The organism is Flavobacterium sp. 120 (assembly GCF_003633605.1).
Classification (GTDB): Bacteria; Bacteroidota; Bacteroidia; order Flavobacteriales; family Flavobacteriaceae; genus Flavobacterium; species Flavobacterium algoritolerans.
In genome coordinates, this window is the sequence record NZ_RBKZ01000001.1 from 937059 (window position 1) to 961336 (window position 24278).

Here is a 24278-nt window from a genome sequence, read left to right on the forward strand (position 1 = left end):
CTGCACCCGATACATTATGAAACTAATTATACACGGAGGTTTTTTTTCGGAATCATCTACCAATCACGAAACAAAAGTTGCCAAACAAAATGCATTAGAGCGAATTGTAAAAGATTCGTACGATTTTTTAAAAACACATTCGGCATTGGAAACGGTTGTTTATGCAGTGTCACTTTTGGAAGACGATGAATTGTTTAATGCGGGAATTGGTTCCCAAATTCAAAGTGACGGAAAAATCAGGATGAGCGCTGCTGTTATGGATGGAGAAACTCAGAAAATGAGTGGTGTTATCAATATTGAAGAAGTTAAAAATCCAGTTCATGTTGCTCAAATATTGATGAATTATGACGATAGGGTTTTAGGTGGAAGCGGAGCAACGAATTTTGCAAGGGAGAATGGTTTTGAAGCTTTTTCAACTGAGATTCCACAACGTCGAGCTGAATATGAAGCAAAGCTAAAATCACTAGGAACCGGAACTGTGGGTTGTGTAGCTTTGGATACTAATGGAAAAATTGCCGTTGCTACTTCCACAGGAGGTAAAGGTTTTGAAATTCCTGGACGCATTTCAGATTCGGCTACAGTAGCGGGAAATTATGTCAATGCATTTTGCGGAGTGAGCTTGACAGGAGTAGGCGAGGACATTGTGAGCAATGCCACCGCTGCCAAAATAGTGACTCGTGTTACTGATGGTTTTACATTGCAAGATGCCTTTACTAAAACATTCAATGAATTAAAGCCTTATGATGGTTTTGCGGGTGCAATTGCTATCGATAATCAAGGAAATATGTTTCATCAGGATTCACATCCCAGTATGGTTTTTGCTAGTTTTGACGGAGATAATTTTGAAGTTTTCGATTAATTTAATTCAAAGAAAATTCAAACCAAATAGGAATATGATCTGATATTATTCTAGCTTCTTTTAATGAATTAAAGTTTTTATGAAAAGGGATAATTCCTGAATTTATAGTATTGATTTTTGAAGTTCTGTAGTACATATTGTCAAATTCGGATGCTAGACATTTACCATTTTTACATTCTTGTTTCAAAGAGGTTTTCTGGTTGACTAAAATCGATTGATACCCCATTTTTTTCAAAGGATTAAAAACCGTGTGTGATTGCGGACAATTGAAATCTCCTGCAAATATTAAATTCAAGTTAGGATATTCATCGGGTAAAAACCGGAAGTATTTTATTTCTGTTTCAGGTTGCCTATTTTTAGTGATAGCATGAAAATTAACGACAGTAAATTGTTTGTTTTCATATTGAAACGTGCAAAAATACGGTTCTCTATCAATCTCTAAATGGTATTTTTTTTCGAGCCAAGCGTTACCTATCTTTTTCAATTTGCTCGTTTTCCATATAAAAGCATAGCGTTCCGTTTTGTATGCACTACTACTGGTTGGGTCGCTGATTACATAATCCCATTTGGCTCCTTTGCGGTTGAGTTCATCTGCTAATCGCGCTACTGCTTGAGCACCGCCATAACCCGCTACAACCTCTTGGATTGCAATGATATCGTAATCACGAAGTGTATTGGCTATATAGTTTATCGTTTCATCTGATTTAGATTTACCAAGGTTTTCTATGTTCCAAGAAAGGAGTTTGGTTTGTGAGAAACAAAAGGTTGAAATAAGAAATAGTAGTAGAGAAAAGAGGAATTTCAATTTTAGGGGATTGTATTTTAAAGTTATTTAGTTAAACAATAACGAAATTAACTGTCAGCAATTGTTGGAGCTCATATTAAATTATGAATAGAGTATATTTTGCTTTGATTTTTCTCTTTATTACCTTTCTGACTAAACTGATTTAACAGCAAAAATAGTGAAATAACTTTGAAATTTTTGTTATGTAATTTTAAGCTTTTAAATTTACAAATTAATGAATCTTCCTTTTATTAACCTAAACGATAAAAATAAAGTTTCTTTTATTTTTATCTCCTTTTCCAAATTTTATAGACTAAATAGATGATGCATATAGAGCCAAAAAGAATTATTGCAATATGTGCAGCGTATAATAGATTAGATTTCAAAATAAGTAATGACTTCATTGATTTAATTTTATTAGTGTAAAACTACATGCTTAAAAGAATATTATTTTACGGTTTTCCTCATTTGAGATAAAAAACAAAAACCGTTTTATTTAATATCAATAGTTTGAGTTTTTGTTTGGTTTTTTATGTAGATAATTTTTCCTTTTCGATGTCTGGAAAAATGTTTTACCGGACGTTGTTTAGCAGAAATGTCTATGGTGCTTTTTATTGGTTCATCAAATTTATTTAATGGATAATCCCTTCTATTGATTATCAGTTGCCTTTCATTAGCATCATATTTATTTTGTGTATTCCTTTGTTTTTCGGGTTGCTTTTTTGAAGTATAAGAGAATAATGCTATGAATAACAAGAGTCCTAGAATTATAATTTTTTTCATTTGTTTTTAAAGGCTATATTAATTACAACATGCATTCACGATTTTTTTTCGAATTTTAAAAACCTTTGTGAGTTGCTTTTTCGTCAATAACTCTTTCTTGATTCCTTTATTCAATTTTTTGCTTAAGCTTTCAGATTTTACTTTTAAATAAGGGAATTTTGATAATGAAGCAATATTCCCTTTAAGAGATTTTTTATAATGTATGAGATATTCTTTGACATAATTATCATAGTCATTTAGTTTTTCATCCCATTTATCTAGAATTAATTCCTCTTTATTTTTTTCTGATACGTTCAGAATGGATATAGTTTCGTTTCTCGTCATGACCTAAAAATTATTTTTTTGAAAATGATTTGGATTTTTTATCTTCTCAAAAGTAAGTTTGATAAAAGAGATTACCTTACGGGAACCCGTAAACCATTGAAAAAAATACCACAATACTTTATAAGCTCTCGTGCTTATAAAATATTCTGAAATTCTGAATTTAGTGCATTGAAATAAACGGCTATTATATTTTTATCCAATTGCTTGCAATCCAGTCTAATAATTGAGATCGGTAGATTTCATTTTCCAAAGAGGGATGTTGTAAAAAGCTTTCTGCTTTTTGAAAACTTGCTTTGGTTTGAGGAACTTTATATTTCTTTAGAAACTGATTACAGAAATGAATTACTTCAAATTCTTCTGTTTTATCAACATAAATCCTATCAAGAACTTCGATAGTTTTAGGATAATCGTCAGCATTTATAGTTTGTGAATATCCAGTAAATGCTAAGTCTTCTCTCGTGAAATCTGCCATTTTATATGATTTAAAGTTTTATTAGCCAAACCTAATATCTTTAAAAACCATTTCTTTACGGGAAACCGTAAAAGAGGTAATTATTTTAAAAAATTAAATGATATCCAATTTCTAAGATTTGAAATTGCGATTTTCTTTAACGAATTTTATTGATTGTTGCACCGTTTTTATTGGAGAAAAATTAGCTTAAACTAAGCCTAAATCTTTGGTAATAGCAATAAGATGCACATTATTACTGGCTTTGAAGTATATTTTTAATCTGTTGATTCGTTTTTCGAGACTGCTGCTACCATTTGGGATGATTCCTGAATGTTTAAATTCTGATGAAATATCTTCAAGAGTCAAACCTTTAGATAATGATTTTAATAGTGAAATGTCATAGGATTCAATTTCAAATAGCGATTTGTCTCTTAATGCATGAGATATTTCAGCTGAAGGTTTAATTTCTTCATTATTATAAATGCGTTGTATCGCTTTCTTTAGCTCAGGAATACTGTCTCTCCCTTTAGATACATAGGCATTAATTCCCAAGTTATTGAATAGTGATTTTATTCTGAAAGATTTGTCTTCTATGGAGAATACTATAGTCTTGATATTCGGTTGTGCTTTTTTTACTGCCTCAATTAGTTCTTCGCCTGAGTTTAGTCTGTTTTCTCGATGGTCAGGTTTAAATGATAAATCACTAATTAATAAGTCATAGGGCTGATTGTCATGAAGTGCTTTTTTTATTTTTAAAAAAGCATCATCACAGTATTTGGCATGATGAATTTCTAAGATAGAAATTTCTTCCAGAGCTTGAACAACTGCTATACTAATACTGTCTAAATCTTCGGCTATTAAAACTTTATGGAACATAGAATCGAGTATTATATTGGAATAATAAATTGCACTTTAAATCCTTTATTTGATTTAGTGTCAAAATTAATTAATCCTTTTATAGCCTGAATACGGTTTTCCACATTTTGAAGTCCATTTTTTGAATTTAATTGTTCTATAGTTGCTCCGACCCCGTTATCAGTATAGTCTATTTGTAATTTATCTCCTGTTTTTTTAAAAGTCAGAACAACTAAACTGCATTGACTGTGTTTTTTCATGTTGACTAGTAATTCTTGGATGACACGATAAATGATGATTTTTTTGTTACTTTCTATTGCCATCCAATTGATAGAATCCATTCCATTAGTTATCACATTTACTTCTTGAGTATTAAAACCGGACATCATTTCTTTCAAATCAGATATAAATAACGGTCCAGTTTCCATAGCATTGTTTTCTCTGGAGATATTTCGCGTTCTTGAATAAATGGTGTCTAGATTGGAAATTAATATCTCTTTATTATGTTTTGTGGATAAATCTTGAGTTTCAGCAAATGCCATAGTATGATATACATCATTAGCTAATTCATCGTGAAGTTTTTTAGCAATTCGAATTTCAGTAGTATAGGAAGCTTTAATTTTTTCTCTTTTATTTCTGGCTAAAAGGAGATTAGTTATAAAAATACTTATTGCAATAATGATTCCCACAACTGTATATAACACTAGATTTCTCTTTTTTTGATGTTCTAATTGAAGTGTTTTCTGGGCTTTTAATTTCAGATTTTCATCTTTTTCTTTTTTTGAATCATATTTTATTTTAGCAAATTGGTTCTTAGCTTTTTGTCGCACTTTAGTGATACTGTCATTAATATGGAGGTATTTTAGAGAATATTCTTTTGATTTATTTGCTGAACTGTTTTGTATTAATAATTTTAGACATTCCAACCTTGAATCAACACTGTTAAGTTTTGTAGCTTTTTCATATGCAAGACGGGCATAATTATTACCTAAATTGACATTACTTTTTTTATAAAACTCAGAAAGATGGTAATAACTTGAAATTAAACCCCATTCATCCTTTTCTTGCGTTCTTATTTTTAAAGATTTATTCAAATAATCAAATGCTCTTGAATCTCCTACTTTAAAATAGGAATATCCTAGATTATCAATTATTCTGGATAATGATTCGGGATTATTTAAAACTTCTTTTTGGACCGTTAAAGGAGAAAGAATTTTTATTACTTGATGATGATTCTCCTTATCTGTATATATTTGTGAAATATTGTTTTTAGTATCTGCTTTCCGAAGTTCACTGATTCTTAAGTTTAAGGCTTTAGTATAATAATAAAGAGCATTGTTATGATCAGATGTATATAAATAGTTAATACCTATTATGGTATAAATATTCCATTTATGCTGGGGATTTGTAGTTTTTTCTAAAAAAGGAATCGCCTCCATGGCTGTAGTTTCACTGCCAGAGTAATCTCCTTGGTTTTGTTGGATAGTAGCCAAATTAGATATTGAATAGATGATTTTAGAAACATCATTATTTTCATCACAGGCTGATTTAGCTTTGTTGAAATAATAATAGGAACTGTCATATTCTGATTGCTCAAAATATTTGTCTCCTAGGGCAATCAGTCGATCAATTTCAGCTGTATTATGTTTTTTCTTGAGATTGTTTAGTGTCTTTTTTTCACAGGAGTGAAGTATTAAAAAGAATAACAATGATAAAAAATAAACTATGGGGCGTAACTTTTTTAGAATCATTTCTCGAAAATACAGAAATTAATTAAAATACTGAATATATCTCCTAAGCAATTTAGAGTATAGTTTTACAGGAAGAGTTAGAGTTTTCAGTTTCGATGTATCAATTAAATTATCCTCAGTGTTTTAAATGGTATGGTTACAATGTTTTAATTTAGTTAAAACTTTACGAAACATAGAACCGAATATTATATTGGAATAATAAATTGCATTTTAAATCCTTTACTTGATTTAGTATCAAAAGTTATTGTTCCTTTTATAGTTTGAATACGGTTTTCAATATTTTGAAGTCCATTTTTTGAATTTAATTGTTCTAATGTTGCTCCAACTCCGTTATCGGTATAATCTATCTGTAATTTGTTTCCTTTTTGTTTCAAAGTCAGTACGACTAAACTGCATTGACTGTGCTTTTTCATGTTGACAAGCAATTCTTGGATAACACGGTAAATGATGATTTTTTTATTACTTTCTACTACCAACCAATCAATTGAATCCATTCCATTGGTTAAAACATTCACCTTATCGGTAATGAATCCGGACATCATTTCTTTTAAATGAGATACAAATAATGCACCTGTTTCTATGGTGCTGTTTTCTCGGGATATATTACGTGTTCGGGAATAAATAGTATCCAGATTGGTCAGTAATATTTCTTTATTCTGACTGGTGGATAAATCCTGTGTTTCAGCAAAAGCCATAGTATGATAGACATCGTTTGCCAACTCATCATGAAGTTTCTTAGCAATTCGAGTTTCCGTATTGTAAGAAGTTTTTATTTTTTCTCTTTTATTTTTGGCTACCAGATAATTATAGACAAAAACACTTATCATTATTATAATTCCAACGGCTAAGTATAATAATAAATTTCTGTTTTTTTGTTGTTCTAATTGAAGTGCATTTTCGGCCTTTTGTGTTTTTAGATTTAGATTCTCTTCTCTGTTTTGATCACTATCGTATTTGATTTTTATAAACTGATCTCTGGCATTATTACGAACTTTTATAATACTATCATTAAGTCGGATGTAGTCTAAAGCATAGTTAGTAGTGCTTTTTTCAGAATTATTGGATACTAAAAAAGATAATGATCTCAATCTTTCATCAATACTGTTGAGTTTTGTAGCAGTTATATAGGCTTCTTCGGCATATGTTTTAGCATATTGGGGATTTATTCCTTGGTAATATTCGGCTAAATGTAAATTACTTTCAATACTTCCATAGAAATCTGTATTGCTTTTTCTGATGAATAGTGATTTTATCATCAATTGTAATCCTTCTGAATTACGTTTTGTTTTAAAATAACAATAGCCTAGATTGTCTAGAACTCTGGCTTTTCTTTTATTGTTCGTGTTTAAATAAGATGATTTCAAAATGGATTCTAATATCTTAATAGAAGAGTCGTATTTTTTCATTTTGATGTAAACCGTAGCAATATTATTTTCAAAAGTAATTCTTCCTATCGAATCATTAGTTTCAGTTTTGGCTTTATTGTAATAATACAAAGCATCTTCATAATTGAACAGTTCTTTTGAAGAAATGCCAAGAAGGTTGTATGCTGCTGATTTATAAGTCGAGTTTAGCTCTGTAAAGGATAAAGCTTCAATTAAATTTTTTTCACTTCCTACATAATCACCAGAGGTTTGTTGGCTATGCGCCATTTGAATTAAATTGTAGGTTACTGACGCACTATCTTTTTCTAATTCATATAGTATTTTTGAACGGTTATGGTAATGAAAAGCACTGTCAAATTTTTGAAGTGCTAAGAACTTATCGCCCGTATCTAATAGTTCGCGTGCCTGAATAGCATTTTTACTGATATTATTTTCTTTATTGGAGGCTGATTCGTTTTTTAAATCATTTTGACAAGAATAGATAAATATCGAGAATAGGAATATAAAAATCGGGGAACGCATCATAAAGATAACTTTCCCCGAAAGTAATAATTTATAGTTTATAAACTCTAGTTTTATTATTTTGATTAATTTTTAGGAGTATTTTCATATCCCGGATTCCATCCTTTATATGGGAAATCATTAAAACCAATTATACAGTATTATTTAAAGCTAAGTTATTCCATAAAAAAACTCCCATTCTGATTTTTTGAATCTAAATGGGAGTTTTTTATGGTTTAAAAAAATTATTTTATCGCAAGAGCATTATCGATTAAGAAAATGAGGTTGCCTCTATGTGCTCGCGTACTTTCGTCTATGGAAGTTGCTGTAAGCAGCATTGATTTAATTTTTTTCAATGTTTGTCTTGCGGCAGCTTTCGAAATATCATCATAAGAGTTTCTGGAAGAATTTATATCCGAAATTTCTACAGCTTGTTTAACAAAATAAGTTTGAAGGTATTGTCTTTGCATATTCACTTTTCCAACTAAATCAGCTTTGAATATTCCGCTAACTAAATCATTCATAACCTCTGCTACTGAATACGTATTGCCGTACAGACTTGTATTAGAAATTCGTTGCAATGTTGTAGGGTGGAGAATGTGTGAAAGCGCTCCATCAGTTTGCATTGATAGATAGATACCACCCAATTTTGGATCTTCTGTAGAAGAGAAAAATCCAAATCCACGTCTTTGCAATTGTAAATACGGATATAAAGAAGCATCAGCGTCAAATGCATTTGGTGCAAATGCATATTTATTCAATACTTCAATAGCTCTTTTTTGCTCAGCTTCAGATACAGGGGTGAATGGTTTTTCAGTTGTATTTTGGCCTACATAACTTCGGTCAACATACACTCCGCCAACATAGCGGCTTACCACAGCAATCATGTTTCTTCTTTGCCCATTTAGCATACTATATCGTGAACGCATTTCTGCATAATTCTGTCCAGTTTTACTATATTTTACTTTAAGTTTAGGCATTACAGTGTTGACTAATTTAAATCGGCCTTCGGCATATCCTATTGCATCACTACTTAAGTCTTCAACCATAACATGTGGATCAATCGCCTTTCCAGACGATCTCATATCATCGGCATCATTACCAAAAGCAAGACCAGGTTCAGTACTTCTGCTAAGAATTTTATTTAACTCATTCTCTTCCAGTTTTTCATCGAACTCTTTGTATCCATATTCAATGGCCCAAAGATCGTATGGTCCAGGTTTTGTTGTAAAATAGTTTCCTTGTTTTGTTCTATCCAATGAAAGATTAATAGTAGGATAATCCATTACTGAACCAATTAAACCAATTTTTTCTGTAATTGAAGTATCATTAAGTTCAGAAGGGCTTAACATTTGACTCGCTTTCATATTGTGATTTAGTCCCAAAGTATGACCCATTTCATGTAAGATCAAATAATATAAAAATTCTTTATGAACTTTTAAAATAGTTTTTGGATCTTCATCATAAGCTTCTGCTATAGTTGCACCAGTCAAAAACTGACTTTTTAGTTCGCTTGCCATGGTACAAAGATGTCCATCTGAATGGAAATAGGTGTTGAGATTATTTTGATTTTGAATGCTTTTCGCCGAAAATAATTCATCATATATTGGAGATCTGCTTCCTGAACTCCATTCCACTGTAATATCAGAACCTAAAATTTGCCCTGTTCTTGGATTGGCAAAACTTGGACCAATTGCACCATAATTTGGATTAGCAGAAGCAACCCAACGGATAACGTTATAACGCACATCTCCTGCATCCCAATCAACAGAGTCTGGTTGTATCTTCATTACAACAGCATTTTTGAAACCTGCTTTTTCAAAAGCTTGGTTCCAACGATTACCTGCCTCAATAATAGCTTGACGATATTCAACGGGAGTTGTGTTCTCAACCCACCAAACAATGGGTTCTACAGGTTCACTGATAGCTGCCGTAGGATCTTTTTTTGTCAAATACCATCGATTGATAATGTCTTTATAAGGTGTTGGTTTTATACTGGTTTGGTCATTAATAGTTTGTCCAAAATATCCAATACGAGGGTCATCCTGTCTGGATTTGAAATTATTTTCAGGAATTTCTAAAAACGTATGTTGCATACGTACACGAACATATCGTGCATCAGTAATGTCATTCCCACCGCCATTTAAAGGTGCTGGATTATCATAAGCCAAATCTACAACTACATCAGTGTTATTAGGAAAAGATCGGATGCTATGGTATTTTGACTTAGCGGAATTGAAATTACCTAGGTTGAAAATTGCTCCAGGAGGTATTCCTGGAGGCATCGTAGGCTTTACAGGATCTAATTTTTCACTCAAGAAAAGTCCATCAGCAGCAATTAAGAAACCAGTACTGTCTTGTGCTACAATTTTCTCAGCCAAAAAAATTGCTTCCGAAATATCAGTACCAGCAGTTTTACTAACAGCATTTGTTTTGTCGTAATAAAAAGCGGTGTTAACTAATCCAAATTCAATTTTGTCATTGGCTTTCTTTATGTTGAAAACACTTGTTGCACGATGCATACTTTGATTTAAAAACAAAGCCGTTGGTCCATTCATGGAATAGCTTTGATAAATAAATTCCTTATCCAGTTGGTTTTTCTTAATGTAAAGTTGCATGTTTCCAGTAACGGTATCCTGATACATGGTAAACAAGCCTTCAATTTTTTTAGCGCTTTTTATTTTATCATTTATAGAAACGGTAGCAGTTTTTTTCTTCTTAATGCTATCAGATTTTGCAGCTGCAATCTCTTTTTTGTTTCTCTTCTTACGATTGTTTTTTTCTTGAGCGAATGTAGAACTTGTAATAAATAAAAGCACTAAAGAAAGAAGCAGTGTGGATTTCAATTTAGTCATAGTATTTGAGTTTAATGAAAAATGATAGGAATCACGTCTGATTTTTTGAAAATCCTTACGAAAATAGAATAAAATTTTGATATTAGTTGCATGTTTTTTAATTAGAATAAATTTTGAAAACAAAAAAACCCCAATCTTTCGATTGAGGTTTCTATATAAGTAAGTAATCTAAATTGAGTTTATAAAACGTTTATTTTACTTTGTTAAGTATTGCTTTGAAAGCATCTGGGTGATTCATTGCTAAATCTGCAAGAACTTTACGGTTCAATTCGATATTGTTAGCTTTTAATTTCCCGATGAATTGAGAATAAGACATTCCTTCCAATCTAGCTCCAGCGTTGATACGTTGAATCCATAAAGCACGGAAATTTCTTTTATTCACTTTTCTGTCACGGTAAGCGTAGCACATTGCTTTCTCTACCGCATTCTTAGCAACTGTCCAAACGTTTTTACGTCTACCAAAGAAACCTTTGGCTTGCTTCATTATTTTTTTTCTTCTTGCTCTTTTAGCAACTGAATTTACCGATCTTGGCATAATTTTACTGTTTTTTTGTAGCAGGCGGCTTGAATTTAATCAAAAGCACTTAATGGCCATACTCCAAGGTTATTTGAAATTGTTTTAACCTAAAGATTATTTAGTCAAAAGTTTTTAAAGTCTAATGTCGAAAGTCTTTAAGACCTTTGACTTTGAAACTTTAAGACTTAATTAAATAATTCTTAATTGTTGTTTGATGCTTTTCATATCTGTTTTGTGAACTAGCGCTGAGTGTGTCAAAGCTAATTTACGTTTTTTAGACTTTTTAGTCAAGATGTGACTTTTAAAAGCATGCTTTCTTTTAATCTTTCCAGAACCAGTAACTTTGAAACGTTTCTTGGCGCTAGATTTGGTTTTCATTTTAGGCATTTTTTCCTAGTGTTTTAATTTATTCTTACTTACTTATCTTCTTTAGTCAGAAAGTTTTTAAAGTCTTAAAGTCAAAAGTATTCAACTTTTGACTTTAAGACTTTTGACTTTAAGACTTATTTCTTTTTCTTAGGAGCAATGAACATAATCATTCTCTTTCCTTCTAGAACTGGCATCGCTTCCACTTTACCAAATTCTTCAAGATCTGTAGCTAATCTTAATAATAAGATTTGCCCTTGATCTTTATAGATAATCGAACGTCCTTTAAAGAAAACAAATGCTTTCAATTTCGCACCTTCTTTCAAGAACTTCTCAGCATTCTTTCTCTTAAATTCGTAATCATGCTCATCTGTTTGAGGTCCAAAACGAATTTCCTTAACGACTACTTGTGTAGATTTCGCTTTTAGGATTTTATCACGTTTCTTTTGCTCGTAAACAAATTTCTTATAATCCATGATTTTACAAACCGGTGGATCTGCATTTGGTGAAATCTCAACTAAATCCAATTCAAATTGGTCAGCTAATCTTAAAGCTTCCGAAAGTTTAAAAACTCCAGGTTCAATATTTTCACCTACAAGTCTTACTTCTTGTACACCACGAATAAGGCTGTTTATTCTGTGGGCATCTTTTTTTTCTACGCGAGGTTGGTAACCTCTGTTGCTTCTTATTGCTATGACTTTATAATTTAAGTTAAACTGTAAATACTTTTAATGTTTTATTGATCTCTTCGTTTACAATAGCAGCAAATTCTTCTATTGTAACGCTGATATTTCCTTTTCCTTCCTGTCCATGACGACGGATAGAAATAGTCCCATTTTTCTCTTCTTCCTCACCTACAATCAACATAAATGGGGTTTTTTGCATTTCTGCATCCCTAATTTTCTTCCCGATTGTCTCGTTTCTATTGTCAATGAGGGCGCGAATTTCGTGATTTTCTAGCAAATCTAAAACTTTTTTCGCATATATTTCATATTTCTCGCTCAAAGACAATATTATAGCTTGTTCAGGCATCAGCCAAAGAGGGAAATTTCCTGCTGTATGTTCTAGTAAAATAGCGATAAATCGTTCCATTGAACCAAAAGGTGCTCTGTGAATCATTACGGGTCTATGCAATTCGTTATCAGATCCTTTGTAGGTTAAATCAAAACGTTCTGGAAGGTTGTAATCAACCTGAATCGTTCCTAATTGCCATTGTCTTCCCAAGGCATCTTTTACCATGAAATCCAATTTTGGACCATAGAAAGCTGCTTCGCCATATTCTACTACAGTATTTAGACCTTTGTCGGCTGCAGCGTTAATAATTGCATTTTCCGCTTTTTCCCAGTTTTCATCAGTACCTATATACTTATCTCTATTTTCTTTATCTCTCAGTGAAATCTGAGCGGTAAAGTTTTCAAACCCTAAAGAACCAAATACATATAGTACCAAGTCAATTACTTTCTTAAACTCTTCATCTAGTTGTTCAGGAGTACAAAAAATGTGCGCGTCATCCTGAGTAAACCCTCTTACACGAGTCAAACCGTGTAATTCTCCACTTTGTTCGTATCTGTAAACTGTACCAAATTCAGCATAACGCTTTGGTAAATCTTTGTATGACCAAGGACGTACATTATATATTTCGCAGTGATGAGGACAGTTCATAGGTTTTAATAAAAACTCTTCGCCTTCAGCTGGAGTGCTTATAGGTTGGAAACTATCAGCACCATATTTTGCATAATGTCCTGAAGTTACATACAATTCTTTTTGACCAATATGAGGTGTAACCACTTGCTCGTATCCGCCTTTTTTCTGTGCTTTTTTCAAAAACTGTTCTAGTCTGTCTCTTAAAGCGGCTCCTTTAGGCAACCATAATGGTAAACCTGCGCCTACCTTTTGAGAAAAAGCAAACAGTTCAAGTTCTTTTCCTAGTTTTCTATGGTCACGACGTTTTGCTTCTTCTAGTAATTCTAAGTATTCCGTTAAATCCTTTTGTTTAGGAAATGAAGTTCCATAAACACGAGTCAGCTGCTTGTTTTTTTCGTCACCACGCCAGTATGCTCCTGCAACGCTCATGATTTTCATCGCTTTGATTATCCCAGTATTTGGAATATGACCACCACGACATAAATCAGTAAACGTATCGTGATCACAAAACGTAATTGTTCCGTCCTCAAGATTGCTAATAAGCTCTGTTTTGTAAACGTTGTCCTTATATAGTTCTAAAGCTTCAGCTTTAGAAACGGGACGTAGTTTGAATTCATGCTTACCTCTAGAAATTTCAAGAACACGATCTTCAATTTTTTTAAAGTCAGCATCAGTGATTTTTTGGTCTTCAAAATCTACATCGTAATAAAAGCCATTAGAGATTGCTGGTCCAAGAGTTAATTTTATACCAGGAAACATTTCCTCAAGAACTTGTGCCATTACGTGTGAAGTAGAATGCCAAAAAGCTTTTTTTCCGCCTTCGTCATTCCAAGTATATAATATAAGACTGCCGTCCGTCGTCAAAGGAGTTGTTGTTTCCACAGTTGTACCATCAAAAGAAGCCGAAATAACATTTCTGGCAAATCCTTCACTAATGCTCTTGGCAACATCCATAGGAGTAATCCCAGGAGCAAACTCTTTAACTGACCCGTCGGGCAAAGTAATCTTAATCATCATTTATTATTTTAAGAATGCAAATATAGACCATTACAAAAATACATACAATATATATATAAGGTTTGTTGTCATAAATAGGTCTAAAAACTAAAAGAAGAGTTATTATAGCATATGAGTTTAGTAGGAGTGTTATAATTAGGAGCTGTTTCCCGCTATTCGTTGTAATCTTTTCTCTCGTAAAGAAATGAGAGAAAAGGATTTTCACTGCTATCGGGGCTAGGAGAGTGGTTTTGGTTAGTCGTATCCTGCTTAAATCATCCGAAATAGGGAGCAATTAGTGGTGTTAATTAAAAAAGTGAATAAAGATTATGGGTACGTATATATAGTATAGTCTTGATAAAAGGAGAATCCGGTGTGTTTTTTGATTTTTCTTATGTTTATCATAAAAAACTTTGTGTTTCAAGAATCATGTTTTCAGCGAGTTAAAGATTAGGTTACGAAAACATGAAAAAAAAGGTTTAAAAAAGCTTGTAAAAGCGAATAAAGGTGCTACTTTTGCACCCGCAATGACGCAGACGTTCTTTAGAAGACTGACAAGTAAACTGGATTAAAAGAGGAAATTTATTTTCAAAAAAAGATTCGGAAAAGCTTGTGAGATTAGAAAGAGCTTATTACATTTGCACCCCGCAAAACGCGCAAAGTTCCTTGACAAGCTGATAAGAAAACGGTAGTAAAACGGAGATAAAAATTTCCAAAAAAAACTTCAAAATTTTCTTGCCAGTTAAAAAAGAAGTTGTACTTTTGCACCCGCTTCGAGAAACACTTTAAGTAGTGTTAACGAAGGGAAAAACAAAGAAGAACACGTTCCTAGACATATTGAATTGACAGCCGTTTTGAAAGAGATTTCAAAACAAAAGAATGAGAGTAATAGAATCGAGAGATTTGAAAAAACCACTAGAATTTAGTCGAATAAACAAAGAGAGAAGATTTATCTGATCTCACACAATATACGATGAAGAGTTTGATCCTGGCTCAGGATGAACGCTAGCGGCAGGCTTAACACATGCAAGTCGAGGGGTATAGTTCTTCGGAACTAGAGACCGGCGCACGGGTGCGTAACGCGTATGCAATCTACCTTTCACAGAGGGATAGCCCAGAGAAATTTGGATTAATACCTCATAGTATTATAGAGTGGCATCACTTTATAATTAAAGTCACAACGGTGAAAGATGAGCATGCGTCCCATTAGCTAGTTGGTAAGGTAACGGCTTACCAAGGCAACGATGGGTAGGGGTCCTGAGAGGGAGATCCCCCACACTGGTACTGAGACACGGACCAGACTCCTACGGGAGGCAGCAGTGAGGAATATTGGACAATGGGCGCAAGCCTGATCCAGCCATGCCGCGTGCAGGATGACGGTCCTATGGATTGTAAACTGCTTTTGTACAGGAAGAAACACTGGTTCGTGAACCAGCTTGACGGTACTGTAAGAATAAGGATCGGCTAACTCCGTGCCAGCAGCCGCGGTAATACGGAGGATCCAAGCGTTATCCGGAATCATTGGGTTTAAAGGGTCCGTAGGCGGTTTAGTAAGTCAGTGGTGAAAGCCCATCGCTCAACGGTGGAACGGCCATTGATACTGCTAAACTTGAATTATTAGGAAGTAACTAGAATATGTAGTGTAGCGGTGAAATGCTTAGAGATTACATGGAATACCAATTGCGAAGGCAGGTTACTACTAATGGATTGACGCTGATGGACGAAAGCGTGGGTAGCGAACAGGATTAGATACCCTGGTAGTCCACGCCGTAAACGATGGATACTAGCTGTTGGAAGCAATTTCAGTGGCTAAGCGAAAGTGATAAGTATCCCACCTGGGGAGTACGTTCGCAAGAATGAAACTCAAAGGAATTGACGGGGGCCCGCACAAGCGGTGGAGCATGTGGTTTAATTCGATGATACGCGAGGAACCTTACCAAGGCTTAAATGTAGATTGACCGGTTTGGAAACAGACTTTTCGCAAGACAATTTACAAGGTGCTGCATGGTTGTCGTCAGCTCGTGCCGTGAGGTGTCAGGTTAAGTCCTATAACGAGCGCAACCCCTGTTGTTAGTTGCCAGCGAGTCATGTCGGGAACTCTAACGAGACTGCCAGTGCAAACTGAGAGGAAGGTGGGGATGACGTCAAATCATCACGGCCCTTACGCCTTGGGCTACACACGTGCTACAATGGCCGGTACAGAGAGCAGCCACTGGGTGACCAGGAGCGAATCTATAAAACCGGTCACAGTTCGGATCGGAGTCTGCAACTCGACTCCGTGAAGCTGGAATCGCTAGTAATCGGATATCAGCCATGATCCGGTGAATACGTTCCCGGGCCTTGTACACACCGCCCGTCAAGCCATGGAAGCTGGGGGTGCCTGAAGTCGGTGACCGCAAGGAGCTGCCTAGGGTAAAACTGGTAACTAGGGCTAAGTCGTAACAAGGTAGCCGTACCGGAAGGTGCGGCTGGAACACCTCCTTTCTAGAGCTTTAGTGTTAGCTATATGCACGCTAAAGAAAGAAGACGAAAGTTCAAGTTGGAAACAAATCCCAACGTTTTATTACTCTTGCTGTTAGTTCAAATAATACCATTTAAGAATAAGAGTGTCTCGTAGCTCAGCTGGTTAGAGTACTACACTGATAATGTAGGGGTCGACAGTTCGAGTCTGTCCGAGACAACTATTTAAAGCTTAAATAAAAGAAGAAATTCTAGAGTTGAGGAGTTATGAAATATAAATTCATAATTCATAATTCACAATTCATAATTAGATTGGGGGATTAGCTCAGCTGGCTAGAGCGCCTGCCTTGCACGCAGGAGGTCAACGGTTCGACTCCGTTATTCTCCACTATTCGAGTGAGTAGTAAAGAGTAAAAAGTAATTAGTCAAAAACTAATCACTAATTACTAAGGGCTAATCACTAGAAAAAAGTTCATTGACATATTGAGATAAGAAAATAATAAAAAGTAGAAAGCATTTTTTACTTGTTTATCATTAGACAAGTAAAAGAAACGGTCTCGTTTTAATTAACGAGATTGGTACAATAAGCAAAATAAGGGCGTATGGGGGATGCCTTGGCTCTCAGAGGCGATGAAAGGCGTGATAAGCTGCGAAAAGTTACGGGGATTGGCACACACGATACGATCCGTAAATACCTGAATGGGGCAACCCACTATGTTGAAGACATAGTACACCGATAGGTGGGCAAACCCGCTGAACTGAAACATCTAAGTAGGCGGAGGAGAAGAAAACAAAAGTGATTCCGTAAGTAGTGGCGAGCGAACGCGGATTAGCCCAAACCAATGTTGTTACGGCAATGTTGGGGTTGTAGGACCACGTTATTTGTTGCGGATAGAATTAGAATCTACTGGAAAGTAGAGCCAAAGAAGGTGATAGCCCTGTATAAGTAATAGAAGATAACGATAGTGGTATCCTGAGTAGGGCGGGGCACGTGAAACCCTGTCTGAATTTGGCGGGACCATCCGCTAAGGCTAAATACTCCTGAGAGACCGATAGTGAACCAGTACCGTGAGGGAAAGGTGAAAAGAACCGTGAATAACGGAGTGAAATAGATCCTGAAACCATACGCTTACAAGCGGTCGGAGCCCTTTCGTGGGGTGACGGCGTGCCTTTTGCATAATGAGCCTACGAGTTAACGTTGCTGGCAAGGATAAGTGGTTAAGCCACGGATCCGTAGCGAAAGCGAGTCTGAATAGGGCGCTTTAGTCAGTAGTGTTAGACGCGAAACCGTGTGATCTACCCATGGGCAGGATGAAGCGCTGGTAACACAGTGTGGAGGTCCGAACCGGTTGACGTTGAAAAGTCTTCGGATGACCTGTGGGTAGGGGTGAAAGGCCAATCAAACTCGGAAATAGCTCGTACTCCCCGAAATGCATTTAGGTGCAGCGTTATGCGTAAAGTTATATAGAGGTAGAGCTACTGATTGGATGCGGGGGCTTCACCGCCTACCAATTCCTGACAAACTCCGAATGCTATATAATGTTTCATAACAGTGAGGGCTTGGGTGCTAAGGTCCAAGTCCGAGAGGGAAAGAACCCAGACCATCAGCTAAGGTCCCCAAATATATGTTAAGTTGAAAGAACGAGGTTTGTCTGCCCAGACAGCTAGGATGTTGGCTTGGAAGCAGCCATTCATTTAAAGAGTGCGTAACAGCTCACTAGTCGAGCGGACGAGCATGGATAATAATCGGGCATAAACATATTACCGAAGCTATGGATTTGTAATTTATTACAAGTGGTAGGGGAGCATTCTAACAGGGTAGAAGGTGTGTCGTAAGGCATGCTGGACTGGTTAGAAAAGAAAATGTAGGCATAAGTAACGATAATGCGGGCGAGAAACCCGCACACCGAAAGACTAAGGTTTCCACAGCTATGCTAATCAGCTGTGGGTTAGTCGGGACCTAAGGCGAACCCGAAAGGGACAGTCGATGGACAACGGGTTAATATTCCCGTACTAGTTATTACTGTGATGGGGTGACGGAGTGATGAAAGCGCCGCGAACTGACGGAATAGTTCGTTGAAGTACCTACCTATAAGCTGCGCAGGCAAATCCACGCGGCTTGGGGAAATACGATAGTACTCGGAGTCTTCGGACAAAGAGATAGTGCGCCTAAGGGCTTCCAAGAAAAACCTCTAAACTTCAGGTAATAAGTACCCGTACCGCAAACCGACACAGGTAGTCGAGGAGAGAATCCTAAGGTGCTCGAGAGATTCATGGCTAAGGAATTAGGCAAAATAGACCCGTAACTTCGGGAGAAGGGTCGCCAGCAGCAATGCTGGCCGCAGTGAAGAGGTCCAGGCGACTGTTTATCAAAAACACAGGGCTCTGCAAAATCGTAAGATGAAGTATAGGGCCTGACACCTGCCCGGTGCTGGAAGGTTAAGAGGAGATGTTATCTTCGGAGAAGCATTGAATTGAAGCCCCAGTAAACGGCGGCCGTAACTATAACGGTCCTAAGGTAGCGAAATTCCTTGTCGGGTAAGTTCCGACCTGCACGAATGGTGTAACGATCTGGACACTGTCTCAGCCATGAGCTCGGTGAAATTGTAGTAGCGGTGAAGATGCCGCTTACCCGCAGTGGGACGAAAAGACCCTGTGCACCTTTACTATAGCTTAGTATTGACCTTGGATAAATGATGTGTAGGATAGGTTGGAGACTGTGAAGTGGCGTCGCTAGGCGTTGTGGAGTCATTGTTGAAATACAACCCTTTGTTTATCTGAGGCCTAACCCCGTTATGCGGGGGACATTGCTTGGTGGGTAGTTTGACTGGGGTGGTCGCCTCCAAAAGAGTAACGGAGGCTTCTAAAGGTTCCCTCAGTACGCTTGGTAACCGTGCGTAGAGTGCAATGGCATAAGGGAGCTTGACTGAGAGACATACAGGTCGATCAGGTACGAAAGTAGAGCATAGTGATCCGGTGGTTCCGCATGGAAGGGCCATCGCTCAAAGGATAAAAGGTACGCCGGGGATAACAGGCTGATCTCCCCCAAGAGCTCATATCGACGGGGGGGTTTGGCACCTCGATGTCGGCTCGTCACATCCTGGGGCTGGAGAAGGTCCCAAGGGTTGGGCTGTTCGCCCATTAAAGTGGCACGCGAGCTGGGTTCAGAACGTCGTGAGACAGTTCGGTCTCTATCTACTGTGGGCGCAAGAAATTTGAGTGGATCTGATTCTAGTACGAGAGGACCGAATTGGACAAACCTCTAGTGTATCTGTTGTCACGCCAGTGGCATCGCAGAGTAGCTACGTTTGGAAGGGATAAGCGCTGAAAGCATATAAGCGCGAAACCCACCACAAGATGAGATTTCTTTTAAGGGTCGTGGGAGATGACCACGTTGATAGGCTATAGATGTAAAGGCAGTAATGTCATAGTCGAGTAGTACTAATAACCCGTAAGCTTATGTACGCTTTTCTCCCGTCTTTCGGGACGGGAGAAGAAACTTTCTTTTATCCTGAATTTATTTCAGGAACTTCAATACTTTTTCTTTATCTCAGTATGTTAAGATATTATGTGATTAATTATCAATGATAAATTGTTAATTGTTACAATAATTGCCCAAAGCAATTATAACCTCTTAAGGTGGTTATTGCGGCGGGGCTCACCTCTTCCCATCCCGAACAGAGTAGTTAAGCCCGCCTGCGCAGATGGTACTGCAGTTATGTGGGAGAGTATGTCGTCGCCTTTCTTTGAAGAATCCTCATCATTTATTTGATGAGGATTTTTTTGTTATAAATCAATATTTTATTATTGTAATGTTCGAATTTAGAGGATTGTTATCATTTTTTTATCCTTATTTGCATGGCATAATTATAAGGATCGAGTGATGTAAATGATATTTTCTTCTTTTTCACAAATTGAAAATAGCTGTATATTTTTCCTTTTGTAAATCGTTGTGACCAAAATCTTTCTTTAGTAGCCGTAAAACTATCTTTTGCATCAGTTATTACTGTCATTCCCATTTTCTGATACGATAGTTCTTGCTTTTTTCTTGTATTCCCGTTGTCAATATAGCAGACTCCAATTAAAATTTCTCCATTTGCATTCAGCATTTTATAGGCAAAGGTGAAAATAGTACTAAATTTTTCATTTTTTGATAAATCAAGTTTTTCGGATAATAAATTATAATTTTCAAAAGGGAAGTTTTCAGGATAAAAATTACCTGCTGTAAACCAAGTTGTAATAATCAAATCATAATGCTTTTGTAATTGATTTAAATTTACTGCATCTAAAAAATAAACAATTACTTTGTCTTCAATATTTAATTCTTTTATTGTGTTACGGGATAAAATAACACATGTTTCGGCATTATCAGTACCATCATATAATTCAATCATATCCCACATTTTTGGTATTGCATATAAATGTTTTACTATTCTTGCATTTCCAATTCCTATGTCTAAGATGGTTATTGGACTTCCTTTTTTAAGGTATATATCGGCAATTACTTTCTTTAGTTCTATGAATTCAGCCCATTGAGCTTGTAACAACTCTTCGGATAAATAATTTTCATCAAATGATTTGTGTGAAGTATTTTCATTGTCATACATTTCCATAACTACTTTATTTTAAACTAATTCAAATTTAAAATTTAATCTGTCATAATTAAATCTGAAGAGCCTTTATATTTTAAGTGCTTATATTTTTTTAGATTCGATTTTAACCGAGTTAAGAGAAGATTAATTTATAGGTTTTAAGTTTTGTTCCGTACAATTTTTAAACATTAAATTGTATTTTTGGTAAACTATATAAAAATATAATATGAAAAGAATTATTTTGTTTTTGACATTTATTATGTCTTTAAACTCACAAGCTCAACAACGCCCAAAATTAGTGATAGGTATAGTGGTAGACCAAATGAAAATGGAATATCTATATCGTTTTTCAGATGATTTTTCTGCGAATGGTTTTAAAAGATTAATGAATAATGGTTATACTTTTCACAATATGCATTATAATTATGTACCTACTTATACTGCACCGGGGCACGCGAGTATTTATACTGGAACTACTCCATCTACTCATGGTATTGTAGGGAACGATTGGTTTAATAAAGCTACTGGAAAAGATATGTATTGTACTGATGATGCTTCAGCTAAAACAGTAGGTGACGGAACAGAAAAAGAGGGAGCAATGTCTCCAAAAAATTTGTTAAGTACCACCATTACAGATGAGTTGCGAATGGCCACAAATTTTAAAGGGAAAGTAATTGGGATGAGTGTCAAAGATCGTGGAGCAATTTTGCCTGCGGGACATTTTGCTAATTGGGCATTTTGGTACAGTAAAACTGGAGCTTTTATCTCAAGCACTTTTTATGGTTCAGCATTACCGAATTGGGTAACTGAATTTAATCAAGAAAAACGATACATGAATTACATTAATAAAGGATGGAATTTATTGAATCCCATAGCAACTTATAATGAAAGTCTTCCTGATGATAATCCTTATGAAGGAAAGTTAGATAAAGCTAATGCGCCAGTTTTTCCTTACGATTTAAGTAAAATGTATAAAGAAAAAGGAGCAGATGTTTTGAGAACTACCCCTTTTGGGAATGATATTTTGGCGGAATTAGCCATGAAAGCTATAGAAAAAGAAGAGTTAGGGAAAGATGAAATTACGGATTTTTTGACGGTTAGTTTTTCTTCAACGGATTATGTAGGACATACTTTTGGACCACGTTCTATGGAGTTGCAGGATACATATTTACGTTTAGATCAAACGTTGGCTCAGTTTTTAAACTATTTAGATAAAACGGTTGGAAAGGATAATTACTTGCTTTTTCTGACTGCTGATCATGCCGGTGCTGAAAATCCAAATTATCTAAAAGATAATAAATATAATGTGAAAAATATTCCTTCGAAAGACATTGTCGAAGCATTAAAAAAACATTCTAACGAAACTTTTGGCGCTGATTTAATATTAGATTATTCTAACTTTAATCTTTTTTTCAATAAAGAAATTATTAAACAGAAAGGTTTAGAATTAGCAAAAGTGAAGCAAAGTTTTAAGGATTTTTTGATGACGCAAGAACAAGTTAAAAGAGTGTATACTGAAGAAGAAATTTTAGCTTCGTCAGGAGATGACTATTTTTTAAGTTTTATTTCTAAAGGTTATGATCCTAAACAAAATGGTGATATTGTTATACTTGATAAAACAGGCTATATGCAATATCAAGCCACAGGAACTACTCATGGTTCACCTAATAGTTATGATACACATGTGCCTTTGCTTTTTTATGGTTGGCAAGTTCCAAAAGGAGAATTGCACAATAAAAAATTCATTACTCAAATAGCACCTACACTTTCACAAATGTTGAAAATTCCATTTCCTAATGGAACTGAATCTGAAGTTTTAGATACGCTGTTAGATAAGAAATAATAGTATTGCGTATTATTAAAAAATCCCATTTGCATTAGCGAATGGGATTTTTTATTTATGCTGTTGTTGCTGCAACTGGCAGCGGAATTTGATTTTTTAATAAATCTTCAAAGGTTTCATGCGCTCTTATTAAATGCCCTTCACCATTCATCCATAACACTTCGGCCGGTTTGTACCTAGAGTTATAGTTGGATGCCATAGAGAAACAATAGGCTCCTGCATTTCTAAAAGATAAAATATCACCTTCTTTTATTTCTGCAATTTTTCTATTATTTGCAAAAGTATCCGTCTCGCAAATATATCCTACTACGGAGTAGAAACGTTCTTTCCCTTTTGGATGTGATATGTTTTCTATATGATGTTGTGAACCATAAAACATTGGTCTGATCAAATGGTTAAAACCACTATCTATTCCTGCAAAAACAGTTGAAGTAGTTTGTTTAACTACATTTACTTTAGCCAAAAAGAAACCTGCTTCACTTACTAAAAATTTCCCAGGTTCAAATATTAACGTTAATTCTTTCCCGTATTCAGTACAAAAGGCATTGAATCTTTTTGATAATTTTTTACCTAATTCTTCAATGTCAGTTTCGATATCGTCTTTCTTATAAGGTACTTTAAATCCACTTCCAAAGTCTAAGAATTCAAGGTTTTTAAAGTTTCTAGCGGCATCAAATAATATTTCGGCAGCATATAAAAATACTTCGATATCTAAAATATCAGAGCCGGTATGCATATGAATTCCCACAATGTTCATTTTAGTATTTTCAACAATACGAACTAAATGAGGTAATTGGTGAACAGAAATACCAAATTTACTATCAATATGACCAACAGATATATTTGCATTTCCACCTGCCATTACGTGCGGATTTATTCTGATACATACTGGAACATTTGGGTATTTTGTACCAAATTGCTCTAATATGGATAAGTTGTCAATATTTATTTGAACTCCCATCGCCGATACTTCTTCAATTTCTTCAAGAGAAACACCATTTGGAGTATAAAATATTTTGTCTGGGTCGTAGCCGGCATGAAGTCCTAATAATACTTCTTGAATGGAAACAGTATCTAATCCTGACCCCATTTCTTTCAATAACTGAAGTATAGCAACATTAGACAAAGCCTTCATTGCATAATTGATGCGCAACTTATCTACCTTTGAAAAAGCTTTCGTTAATCTGTTGTATTGAGATTGTATTTTTTCGGCATCATAAACGTATAATGGACTGCCAAATTGTTCTGCTAATTGTAGTAAGTCTTTTGATTGCATGATTATTAATTTTGAGCAAATTTATTATTCTTTATT

General features: G+C 35.2%; 16 protein-coding genes, 2 tRNA genes and 3 rRNA genes. 7 read left to right on the forward strand and 14 right to left on the reverse strand.

Going from position 1 to position 24278, the window contains the following annotated elements; genetic code table 11:
* Positions 1-16 precede the first annotated feature (16 nt).
* Entirely contained in the window at positions 17-859 is an 843-nt protein-coding gene (locus C8C87_RS04080; RefSeq protein WP_121341368.1) for an isoaspartyl peptidase/L-asparaginase, read from the forward strand.
* A gap of 1 nt (position 860) precedes the next feature.
* On the opposite strand, the gene C8C87_RS04085 is transcribed toward C8C87_RS04080, so the two are convergent.
* From C8C87_RS04085 to thrS, 12 genes are all read right to left on the reverse strand, one after another.
* Complete coding sequence (locus C8C87_RS04085) at positions 861-1664, reverse strand: endonuclease/exonuclease/phosphatase family protein (protein ID WP_121341370.1); 804 nt, start codon at positions 1662-1664, stop codon at positions 861-863.
* 471 nt (positions 1665-2135) lie between these two features.
* Positions 2136-2426, reverse strand: coding sequence for a hypothetical protein (locus C8C87_RS04090; protein WP_121341373.1), 291 nt, complete (start codon positions 2424-2426; stop codon positions 2136-2138).
* An 18-nt stretch (positions 2427-2444) separates the two neighbouring features.
* On the reverse strand, positions 2445-2750 hold the full coding sequence (locus C8C87_RS04095) for a hypothetical protein (RefSeq protein ID WP_121341376.1): 306 nt from the start codon (positions 2748-2750) through the stop codon (positions 2445-2447).
* A gap of 184 nt (positions 2751-2934) precedes the next feature.
* On the reverse strand, positions 2935-3222 hold the full coding sequence (locus tag C8C87_RS04100; protein ID WP_099716013.1) for a hypothetical protein: 288 nt from the start codon (positions 3220-3222) through the stop codon (positions 2935-2937).
* Positions 3223-3408: 186 nt separating this feature from the next.
* Positions 3409-4077, reverse strand: a complete 669-nt coding sequence (locus C8C87_RS04105; protein ID WP_121341379.1) for a response regulator transcription factor — start codon at positions 4075-4077, stop codon at positions 3409-3411.
* Between the two features lie 11 nt (positions 4078-4088).
* The gene (locus C8C87_RS04110) at positions 4089-5807 is read right to left on the reverse strand and encodes a tetratricopeptide repeat-containing sensor histidine kinase (protein WP_121341382.1); all 1719 of its coding nucleotides are present in this window, start codon (positions 5805-5807) and stop codon (positions 4089-4091) included.
* Between the two features lie 185 nt (positions 5808-5992).
* Complete coding sequence (locus C8C87_RS04115; RefSeq protein ID WP_121341384.1) at positions 5993-7717, reverse strand: tetratricopeptide repeat-containing sensor histidine kinase; 1725 nt, start codon at positions 7715-7717, stop codon at positions 5993-5995.
* 221 nt (positions 7718-7938) lie between these two features.
* Positions 7939-10548 carry a zinc-dependent metalloprotease gene (locus C8C87_RS04120; RefSeq protein ID WP_121341387.1) on the reverse strand — a complete coding sequence of 870 codons (2610 nt, stop codon included), beginning with the start codon at positions 10546-10548 and terminating at the stop codon, positions 7939-7941.
* A gap of 190 nt (positions 10549-10738) precedes the next feature.
* Positions 10739-11083, reverse strand: a complete 345-nt coding sequence (gene rplT / locus C8C87_RS04125; RefSeq protein WP_099716008.1) for a 50S ribosomal protein L20 — start codon at positions 11081-11083, stop codon at positions 10739-10741.
* A 171-nt stretch (positions 11084-11254) separates the two neighbouring features.
* Positions 11255-11452: a 50S ribosomal protein L35 gene (rpmI, locus tag C8C87_RS04130; RefSeq protein WP_022827375.1), complete on the reverse strand. Its 198-nt coding sequence runs from the start codon at positions 11450-11452 to the stop codon at positions 11255-11257.
* Between the two features lie 116 nt (positions 11453-11568).
* On the reverse strand, positions 11569-12126 hold the full coding sequence (gene infC / locus C8C87_RS04135; protein ID WP_369800971.1) for a translation initiation factor IF-3: 558 nt from the start codon (positions 12124-12126) through the stop codon (positions 11569-11571).
* A gap of 16 nt (positions 12127-12142) precedes the next feature.
* Complete coding sequence (thrS, locus tag C8C87_RS04140; protein ID WP_099716006.1) at positions 12143-14089, reverse strand: threonine--tRNA ligase; 1947 nt, start codon at positions 14087-14089, stop codon at positions 12143-12145.
* Between the two features lie 952 nt (positions 14090-15041).
* On the opposite strand from thrS, the gene C8C87_RS04145 reads away from it, so the two are divergent.
* The 5 genes from C8C87_RS04145 to rrf all read left to right on the forward strand — a co-directional run bounded on the left by C8C87_RS04145 (position 15042) and on the right by rrf (position 20276).
* Positions 15042-16555 (forward strand): 16S ribosomal RNA (locus C8C87_RS04145).
* A gap of 123 nt (positions 16556-16678) precedes the next feature.
* Positions 16679-16752: transfer RNA gene (locus tag C8C87_RS04150), tRNA-Ile, on the forward strand.
* Positions 16753-16845: 93 nt separating this feature from the next.
* A tRNA-Ala gene (locus C8C87_RS04155) sits at positions 16846-16919 on the forward strand.
* Between the two features lie 193 nt (positions 16920-17112).
* Positions 17113-19996: ribosomal RNA gene (locus C8C87_RS04160) — 23S ribosomal RNA — on the forward strand.
* Between the two features lie 170 nt (positions 19997-20166).
* Positions 20167-20276, forward strand: a 5S ribosomal RNA gene (gene rrf, locus C8C87_RS04165).
* The 16S, 23S and 5S rRNA genes sit together here with 2 tRNA genes alongside, the layout of an rRNA operon.
* 91 nt (positions 20277-20367) lie before the next feature.
* Here rrf and C8C87_RS04170 read toward each other — a convergent pair.
* Complete coding sequence (locus C8C87_RS04170) at positions 20368-21144, reverse strand: hypothetical protein (protein ID WP_121341390.1); 777 nt, start codon at positions 21142-21144, stop codon at positions 20368-20370.
* A gap of 205 nt (positions 21145-21349) precedes the next feature.
* On the opposite strand from C8C87_RS04170, the gene pafA reads away from it, so the two are divergent.
* Positions 21350-22966, forward strand: a complete 1617-nt coding sequence (pafA, locus tag C8C87_RS04175) for an alkaline phosphatase PafA (protein ID WP_121341392.1) — start codon at positions 21350-21352, stop codon at positions 22964-22966.
* A 55-nt stretch (positions 22967-23021) separates the two neighbouring features.
* Here pafA and lysA read toward each other — a convergent pair whose 3' ends face one another.
* The gene (gene lysA / locus C8C87_RS04180) at positions 23022-24242 is read right to left on the reverse strand and encodes a diaminopimelate decarboxylase (RefSeq protein ID WP_099716003.1); all 1221 of its coding nucleotides are present in this window, start codon (positions 24240-24242) and stop codon (positions 23022-23024) included.
* Between the last annotated feature and the right edge of the window lie 36 nt (positions 24243-24278).